This window comes from Variovorax sp. YR266 (genome assembly GCF_900107295.1).
Taxonomy (GTDB): Bacteria; Pseudomonadota; Gammaproteobacteria; order Burkholderiales; family Burkholderiaceae_C; genus Variovorax.
This window is the reverse complement of record NZ_FNPM01000011.1, coordinates 21,566-30,386: the sequence shown is the minus strand read 5'-3', so window position 1 is coordinate 30,386 and position 8,821 is coordinate 21,566. Positions and strand designations below refer to the sequence as shown.

Genomic DNA, 8,821 nt, shown 5'->3' with positions numbered 1-8,821 from the left:
CAACAATCTGAGCCTCCAGGCAATTCGACATTCATTCCATCGTCGATGTCACCGTGTGCAATTTGTATCCGTGCCCGAATACGGATCTGAGCATCAGTCCATTTATCGGCTCTATTTTCAATTTCCTGCGGATCTTGAAAATGCACACATCCAGTGCGCGAGAACGTAAATTGACCATGTCCCGCCACAAGAGGCTGTACAGCTCGTCTCTGTTCAACAGGCGATCCCTGTTGCGAAACAACTCGAGGGCAAGGTCGTATTCGCGAGGCTGCAGGCGCATCTCCCGTCCTTCATGGAAAACCCTGCGCTCGCCGATCTGAAAGCGATAGCCTCTATAAACCAGCAATTCATTGCTCACCGAGCTCGGCGCGGCAAGGCTCGCCTGACTCAGCAAACGCTGCGCCTTCGATTTGATTTCCTCCAGATTGAATGGGGGAAGAACAAAATCGAAATTCTTTTCACCGGGAAATTCGCTGCCGATGCGCCGCAATGTATCCATGCTGTCGGCATTGGCCGCAAACAGCACCGGCGCGTCGGTCAGCCCACGGATCGCCTGCAGCCAATGGACGTCGGCACCTGAAGGCAGGGTCAGGAGCAGCACGCCAAAGCGCCGGCCCGCGTGCAGCGCATTCGCGAAGTCGCTCAGCAAATCGAATGCGACGGGGGGAAGCCCGGTCGATTGACGCTGCTGCGCGAGCAGATCAACCGCGGTTTGCGCCATCGAGCGCTCCCACGAACAAGAAAACCGGCGCTATGGTGATGGCACCGACCGCGCTCCATTCAGATGCTTGCAGACGCAAGCCGTGGGCGCGGGACTCTGACGAAATCATTCCGACCTCTCCGTTACAACAATCAATGGATGTCGCGGAGAGGCGTCTCGCCGCACTCCGCTATGCCCTTTTGGGCAGCGGAATGTATCGGCTCACAATCACATTAGACAATGACAATTAAAGACAGTTAATGACCGTCGTTAGCAAGCTCGGAAGCTTAAGAAATGCGAACTTTCGACTCATACCATGCAGGAAATCGCGCTTTCAGCTCGGCACCCAGAAAAGATGCACATACGCGGCCTCATTTGCCACTTGTTAATGACGGAGATTGGCAATAAATGCCCCATCCGAGACAATGAAACCGTTTTCTTTTCGCGTCGAAAACTTCACACTTTCAGTGCCGGCGCCTCGAAACTTGCCGCATGGGGCGCTTCCTGGTCTTGATGCCCGAGGTCCAGCGGCAATGTCAGGCAGAACACCGTGCCTTCGCCGTCGCTGGCAACCAGCGTGACGTCGCCGCCGTGCTGCTGGGCGATGGTGCGTGAAATGTGGAGGCCGAGCCCCGAGCCGGGCACGTTGGCAGACGTGGCGCCCCTGAAGTAGCGTTCGAACAGGCCGCTTCTCTCGAACTCCGGAATCGGCGCTCCCTTGTTCGAAACGGTCACGCTGAAAGAGTCCGCGCTGGTGTCGCATCGAACATCGACTGCCGAATCCGCCGGCGAATATTTCAGGGCGTTCTGGACCAGATTCCGGATTGCCATTTCGATTCTTGTCTGATCGCCCCGACACATCGCCTGGCCCCGCGCCACGCTGATACTCAATCGGGCGTTGTCCTCAGGCAGCCCGATGCTGCGGATGTTCCCGATCACGTCCCAAAGATCGAAGCTCCGGGCGACGGGCCTCGAGCCGACTTCCAGCGCGTCGTCCAGCAGGATGTTCTCGATCAGCGCGGCGAGCCGGCGGATCGCCTTGCGGATCTTCCCGACGCTGCGCTTCACCCGGTCGTCCTGCCCGGACGGAGACAGCTCCAGCGCGTGCGCCACCGCGTCGACAATGGCCAGCGGCGTGCGGAACTCGTGCGAGACGATGGCCACGAACTCGCGCTGCCGGACTCTCTCCTCAAGCGCCTGCTTGGCGACCTTCATCGAGTCGAAGGCGCGCTTGCGCTGGGCTCTCAGCTTCAGTTCCGCCTGCCTGGAACGGCTGGCCACCGCGAAGTTGAGCAACGCCAGGTTCGCCAGCTGCGAGAACGGGATCAGGGTTTCGAGAATGAACGATTGGTCCACCTGCACATAGCCCAGGAGCACCAGCGAGAAGAAAATCCACGACAGATCCACCACGCCGAAGACCACCGCCGCAAGGAGGTACTGGCGGGCGCCTCGGCCGACAACGATCCACACGACGAATGCAAGGTTGAAAAGCGCGACGACTATCTCGAGATACACCGCCGGCTGGATGATGTTGCCGATGCCCCACCAGAGGGAAAATGGAATCATCGCGGCGAAGGCGGCCGCTGCCAGGTACATGAACCGCGCCGCCCAGACCGAGTACTGGCCATAGTTGAAGAACCGGCATGCGAACACGGCCGCAATCGACATCAGTGCGCACGACGTCACATCGACAAAGCGGTCGGCGCGCAGCGGGTCATCTGGGAAGAACAACGAGCTCGAATACCCCTGCATGGCAACAATTGCGACCAGCATGGCCACCAGGAACAGCGCATAGATCGGATAGATGCTGCTTCGCAGCCACACCCAGAAAATCAGGTTCATGAGCACCATGACGCAGATCGCTCCCGCGAACGCGGAAAAGAATATCGTCCGGTTGATTTCCGATCTTTCGAGGGTCGATTTCTGCCAGGCATTCAGATCGAAAACGGTCGGCCCATGCGTTTTTATTCGCAGGTAATAGGTTCTGGGCGAAGAATCCAGGGCCACCGGAAAAGCCAGCACGCTGGTCTGTATGGCCCGGCTGGCAAATGGATGCCTATCTCCCAATTGATGGAGGGATATTTTTCCAGCCGGATCCTGGCTGTACACCCTCACATCGTCGACCCAGGTCGGAAATATCTGCACGACCCAGTCGGACGCTGCACCAGGCTCTTGCTGCAATGAGAAGCGGATCCAGAAAACGTCGTCCGAGTGCTTCTGGAGATAGCGGACATCCCTGGGTATAAACTTTATGCCACTACCTGCCGATAAGATGTCTTCGATGGTGATATTCCCGGGTGCATCCCGGAATATTTCCACTTCCCCAGCCAATGAAATCGGCCCTTCCTTGCCTTTGCTTTCCTGCAGAACAAGGGCTTCCGCGCCCTGAGCAAACAGCCAAAGCAATACCGCGAGAAAAAGAACAAGGCAGGGTTTTGCTTTCATGCTATTGATATATCCGGCTTACCTTCGACGCCCAGCACTCTCGATTCTGAAAAACCGAAGAGAGGCGCACCATGACTACAAGACCCGACACCGATAAAAAAATAGTCGTCTATCTGATCGAAGACGAAGAAGACCTTCAGGAAGCGCTTGTCTACAGCCTCAACCAGCTGGGCTTCGCAGCCTCCGGATTCTCGACGGCCTCCGAGTTCTACCGGGCCTATGCCGTCAGCCGCTGCGACATCGTCGTCATCGACATCGAACTGCCGGACGAGAACGGATTTTCGATTGCCCAGCACCTGCGTTCCGCCAGCAACGTCGGCATCGTGTTCGCTACCGCGCGCGGCGAGCTCAACGACCGCGTTCGCGGCTTGCGCGGCGGCGCCGACGCCTATTTCGTGAAGCCGGTGCATGCCGAGGAGCTTGCGGCCACGCTCGAAGGCGTCTACCGGCGCATCAAGGCATCGAAGAGCAGCGCCGAACGGGGGCAACCACCGGCGGCCCCGCGCGGCACGGGACGCTGGACGCTCAAGGAAGGCGACTGGATCCTCTGCGACCCCGACGGGCGAGGGCTTCGCCTCACCATGTCGGAGCGGGCCATCGTGGCCTGCCTCTTCAAGCAGCGCAACAAGCCCGTCGACCGCTCGCAGCTCGCGACCGCGCTTGGCGGTGATCTCGAGAATTTCGATCTTCAGCGCGTGGATGCGGTGGTCAGCCGCCTGCGGCGCAAGGCGCTTGCGGCGGGCATGTCGCTGCCGCTGCACGCGGTCAGGGGCACCGGCTACCAGTTCCAGGCATGAGGCACGACAACCGCAGCGCGCGGGCTACTTGAACTCGTCCACCGTCACGCCCAGCTTGCGCACCTTGTCGTGCAGCGTCTGGCGCGCAATGCCCAGTGCGGCAGCCGTGGCCGGCTGGTCGCCGTGCTGGCGGCGCAGCTCCTCGACGATCACCGCGCGTTCGAACGACTCCACCTGCTGGGGCAACCCGCGCGGCAGGGCGGGCACGCCTTCGGCGCTGTTGCCGCCGCGCGTCTGCGTCAGGCGCTCGCCGAGCAGGCCCAGCACGAAGCGGTCGGCCACGTTGCGCAGCTCGCGCACGTTGCCGGGCCAGGCGTAGGCCATCAGGTCGGCCAGCTGCGCATTGCTCAAGAGCGGCGCGGGACGCTCGTAGCGGCTTGCGGCCTGCAGGGTGAAGTGCTCGAACAGCAGCGGAATATCTTCACGCCGCTCGCGCAGCGGCGGCAGCTCGATGAAGGCCACGCCCAGGCGGTAGTACAGGTCGGCCCTGAACTTCTGCTGGTCGCTCATGGCCTTCAGGTCGTCCTTGCTCGCGGCCACCACGCGGCAGTCGAAGGGAATGGTCTTGTTGGAGCCGATGCGCTCGATGCTGCGCTCCTGCAGCGCGCGCAGCAGCTTGATCTGCACCGCCATCGGCATGCTCTCGATCTCGTCGAGGAACAGCGTGCCGCCGCTGGCGTATTCGAACTTTCCCACGCGCATGCGGCTGGCGCCGGTAAAGGCGCCGGCCTCGTGGCCGAACAGCTCGCTCTCAGCCAGCGACTCGGGCAGGCCGCCGCAATTGAGCGGCACGAAATGCTGTCGGCGGCGCGCGCTGTGGTCGTGCAGGCAGCGCGCGACCAGCTCCTTGCCGGTGCCGGTCTCGCCGTAGACCAGCACGTCGGCGGAGGTTTCGGCCAGCGTCTTCACGGTCTGGCGCACCTGCTGCATCTGCGCCGATCGGCCGATCAGCACCGACTGGATGCCCTGCCAGTTCTCCAGCGCGTCGCGCAGCGCGCGCACCTGCAGGCTGAGCTGGCGGCGCTCGATGGCATGGCGCACGATGGCCACCAGCCGCTCGGAGCTGAAAGGCTTTTCGATGAAGTCGTAGGCGCCCTCGCGCATGGCCTGCACGGCCATCGCGATGTGGCCGTGGCCGGTGACCAGGATCACGGGCAGTTCGGCATCGACGTTGCGCAGCTCGGGCAGCCACTCGGTGCCGCTCAGGCCCGGCAGGCGCACGTCGCTGATGACGACGGCCGGCACGCCGAAGCCGATGTGCGGCCGCGCGCGCTCGGCGCTGGCGAAAGATTCGACCTCGAAACCGGCCAGGGTCAGCACCTGGGTGGTGCTGATGCGAACGTCTTCGTCGTCCTCGACCAGCAGCACCCGGATGGCAGGGGCTTCGCTCACTTGGGGGTCACTCCTGTTGTGCAATGGAAAGGGGGGAATGGGAGGGGACAGGTGGGTTGTGGATCACGGCAATGGCAGCGGGCAGGTCGATGACGAAGCATGCCCCGCCGCCGTCCAGGTTGGCCGCGCGCAGCGAACCGTCCATGGACCGCACCAATTGTGCCGAGATCACAAGCCCCAGGCCCAGCCCCGAGCCCGCGGCCTTGCCGGTGACGAAGGGTTCGAACAGGCGCGGCAGGATGTCGGGGCGAATGCCCGGGCCGGTGTCTGTCACCGACAGGAGCACGCGCCCCTCCTTCGGCCGCGCCTCCAGGCGCAGCGTGCGGACCGGCGCGTCCTGCATGGCGTCGATGGCGTTGCGCATCAGGTTGGCGAGCACGCTGCCCAGCGCGGCGTCTTCCGCCATGACGCTCAGCGCCGGGGGTTGCACGTCGACCTCGATGGTCACGCGCTGCTTCTTCGAGGCCTCGGCGACGATCACCTGCGCGTCGGCGATGGCATGCGACAGCTGCACGGGCGCCAGCGGCAGCTCGCCCTTGTAGGCGAAGGTTCGCAGCTGCGAGGTCAGCCGCGCGAGCCGGTCGACCATGCCGCGGATACGCTCGAGGTTGCCGCGCACGTCGTCCAGGCGGCTCTTGTCGAGCAGGATGGTGGCGCTCTCCGACAGCGTGCGCATGGCCGTGAGCGGCTGGTTGAGTTCGTGCACCACGCCGGCAGACATCTGGCCCAGCGCGGCCATCTTGCCGGCGTGCACCAACTCGCCCTGTGCGGCGCGCAGCTGCGCAGTGCGCGCCACCACGGTCGATTCGAGCGTGTCGTGCGCCGCCTGCAGCGCGGCCTGGTTGGCCAGCTTCTGGCGTACCGCGCGGCGGCGCTGCCACAGCGCGACGGCCACAAGCAGCAGCACCGCCATCGCGAGGCTGGCGGTAATGGCTGCATTGCGCGCCGCCACGCGCAGCGGCGCCAGGTCGTCGAGCACCACCAGCTGCCACGGCGCGCCGCGCAGGGTGCGGGCCGAAGCGAGCTGGTCTACGCCGTCGAGCGAGATCACCTGCACGTCGCGGTCGAGCGCTTCTTTCTGCGTCCACTGCAGCGGCTGCAGGGTGGCCTCGCCGTAGGGGCGCGAGCGCAGCACCTCGGCGCGCTGCAGCGCATCGAGCGGCAGCAGCGGGCGGAACTTCAGGTTGTCGCGCGTGGAAAGAATGACCACGCCGCGCTGGTCGATCAGCGCCACGTCGCCGGGCAGTTTGCGCCAGGCGCGCTCGGTCTCTTCGAGGTTGATCTTCACGGCCACCACGCCGCGCGCGGACTGGCCGCGGCGCAGCGCATACGAAAGGTAGTAGCCCGGCCGCTTGCTGGTGATGCCCACGCCGTAGAAGCGGCCCCTGCCCTGCCCCAGCGCGTCGATCACGTAGGGCCGGAACGACAGGTCCTGGCCGACGGTGGTGCCGGGCTTGTCCCAGTCCGATGCCGCCAGCGAAGTGCCGGAGGCGTCGAGCACATAGAGCATCTCGGCACCGGCGGTGGCGTTGACGCCGTCGAGGTAGCGGTTGACCACGTCGCGCAGGCGAGTGTCGGTCGGCGTGCCGAGCAGCGCCGGCACGACGGGCGTCATCTCCAGCAGCGCGGGGAGGTAGTCGAAGCGGGCCAGGTCGGCGTCGAGCCCGGTCGCGAGCATGTCGAGCCGGTGTTCGGCCGCCTCGCGCAGGCGCGCCAGGCCGGCCTGCATGGCGATCTGGTGGCCGGCGAAGGCGGCCACGGCCACCAAGGCCAGTGCGCCCCACCAGCGCGGCAGGCCGCGCCATCCCTTGGCATTGTCGGAAGGTCCATCGAAACGCCGGGCCGGCTCCCTTGAAATCATGGGAGCGTTATTGCACAAGGCCGGGCCGTCCGCATCGGTGGCAGCCCGATGGCCCTGCGCCGCCCCGCTTTCGCGGGGCCGGTAAGGAAGGGGTCAGGCCTGCCGTGCCGGGCTGGCAGGCATGTGCGCCTCGGTCGCGTCGAGCACGCGCTCGGGCTCGTCGGCTTCCACCGTGCTCTCCTGGTCCAGGTGCTGGTGCATGCGCACGGTGTCGAGGTCGCCGGTCCACTTGGCGACCACGATGGTGGCCACGCCGTTGCCGATCAGGTTGGTCAGCGCGCGAGCTTCCGACATGAAGCGGTCGATGCCCAGGATGAGCGCCAACCCCGCCACCGGCACATGGCCCACCGCCGACAGCGTGGCCGCCAGCACGATGAAGCCGCTGCCCGTGACGCCCGCAGCGCCCTTCGAAGTGAGCAGCAGCACGGCCAGCAGCGTGAGCTGCTGCGTCAGCGTCATGTCGGTGTTGGTCGCCTGCGCGATGAACACCGCCGCCATCGTCAGGTAGATCGAGGTGCCGTCGAGGTTGAACGAGTAGCCCGTGGGCACCACCAGCCCGACCACCGACTTCTTCGCGCCCAGGTTCTCCAGCTTGGCCATCATGCGCGGCAGCACCGACTCGCTCGACGAGGTACCCAGCACGATCAGCAGTTCTTCCTTGATGTACTTGATGAACTTCCAGATGCTGAAGCCGTGGAACCTTGCAATGAGCCCCAGCACCACGAAGATGAAGAACAGGCAGGTGGCATAGAAGGTGGCCATCAGCTGGCCCAGCTGCAACAGCGAGCTCACGCCGTACTTGCCGATGGTGAAGGCCATGGCGCCGAAGGCGCCGATGGGCGCGACCTTCATGATGTAGCCGACGATCACGAAGAGCACGTGCGAGCCCTTCTCGATCACGTCGAACACCAGCGTGCCGCGGCCGCCGAACTTGTGCAGCGCGAAGCCGAACATCACCGCGATCAGCAGCACCTGCAGGATCTCGCCCTTGGCGAAGGCGTCGACCACCGTGTTCGGAATGATGTTGAGCAGGAAGTCAGTAGTGCTCTGCATCTTGCCCGGGCCCGTGTAGGCCGCAATGCTCTTGGTGTCGAGCTGGCTCACGTCGACGTTCATGCCCGCGCCGGGCTTCACGATGTTGATGATGACCAGGCCCACCACCAGCGCGATGCTGCTCACGATCTCGAAGTACAGCAGCGCCAGGCCGCCGGTCTTGCCGACCTTCTTCATGTCTTCCATGCCGGCGATGCCCACCACCACCGTGCAGAAGATGATCGGCGCGATGATCATCTTGATCAGCTTGATGAAGCCGTCGCCCAGCGGCTTCATCGAAGCGCCGGTGTCGGGGTAGAAATGCCCCAGCAGCACCCCGAGCACGATGGCCGTGATGACCTGGAAATACAGGGATTTGTAGAAGGGCTTGGGTGCGGTGGTGTGTTCCACGGGGTGGCTCATCGGGTTGTCTCCAATTTCGTGGCCAGGCTCCGCAGCGGGGCGCGCGGCCGGCCCCGTGGTTCAGCAATCGACATGCCACGCACGGCACCGGTCGCACCGCGCGCTAAGTCCTTGATTTGATGGACCTTTTGGTGAGCGTGCGAACCGCGACCCGCCGACGATCCGGATGGC

At 64.2% G+C, this 8,821-nt stretch carries 6 protein-coding genes; 1 reads left to right on the top strand and 5 read right to left on the bottom strand.

The features are described from left to right. Positions 1 to 31 precede the first annotated feature (31 nt). Both BLW48_RS25660 and BLW48_RS25655 read right to left on the bottom strand, forming a co-directional pair. Positions 32 to 721 carry a winged helix-turn-helix transcriptional regulator gene (locus tag BLW48_RS25660; RefSeq protein ID WP_093178242.1) on the bottom strand — a complete coding sequence of 230 codons (690 nt, stop codon included), beginning with the start codon at positions 719 to 721 and terminating at the stop codon, positions 32 to 34. A 435-nt stretch (positions 722 to 1,156) separates the two neighbouring features. Beyond that, positions 1,157 to 3,145 (bottom strand): sensor histidine kinase, encoded by a 1,989-nt coding sequence (locus BLW48_RS25655; protein ID WP_093178240.1) that lies wholly within the window; start codon positions 3,143 to 3,145, stop codon positions 1,157 to 1,159. 71 nt (positions 3,146 to 3,216) lie between these two features. On the opposite strand from BLW48_RS25655, the gene BLW48_RS25650 reads away from it, so the two are divergent. Continuing rightward, complete coding sequence (locus tag BLW48_RS25650; protein ID WP_256330920.1) at positions 3,217 to 3,942, top strand: response regulator transcription factor; 726 nt, start codon at positions 3,217 to 3,219, stop codon at positions 3,940 to 3,942. A 24-nt stretch (positions 3,943 to 3,966) separates the two neighbouring features. Here BLW48_RS25650 and BLW48_RS25645 read toward each other — a convergent pair whose 3' ends face one another. The 3 genes from BLW48_RS25645 to BLW48_RS25635 form a co-directional block, all read right to left on the bottom strand. Continuing rightward, a complete protein-coding gene (locus tag BLW48_RS25645) occupies positions 3,967 to 5,334 on the bottom strand; it encodes a sigma-54-dependent transcriptional regulator (RefSeq protein ID WP_093079292.1) in 1,368 nt (455 codons plus the stop codon). 7 nt (positions 5,335 to 5,341) lie between these two features. Continuing rightward, complete coding sequence (locus BLW48_RS25640; protein WP_093178239.1) at positions 5,342 to 7,195, bottom strand: sensor histidine kinase; 1,854 nt, start codon at positions 7,193 to 7,195, stop codon at positions 5,342 to 5,344. A 93-nt stretch (positions 7,196 to 7,288) separates the two neighbouring features. Then, a complete protein-coding gene (locus BLW48_RS25635; protein ID WP_093079297.1) occupies positions 7,289 to 8,650 on the bottom strand; it encodes a dicarboxylate/amino acid:cation symporter in 1,362 nt (453 codons plus the stop codon). Between the last annotated feature and the right edge of the window lie 171 nt (positions 8,651 to 8,821).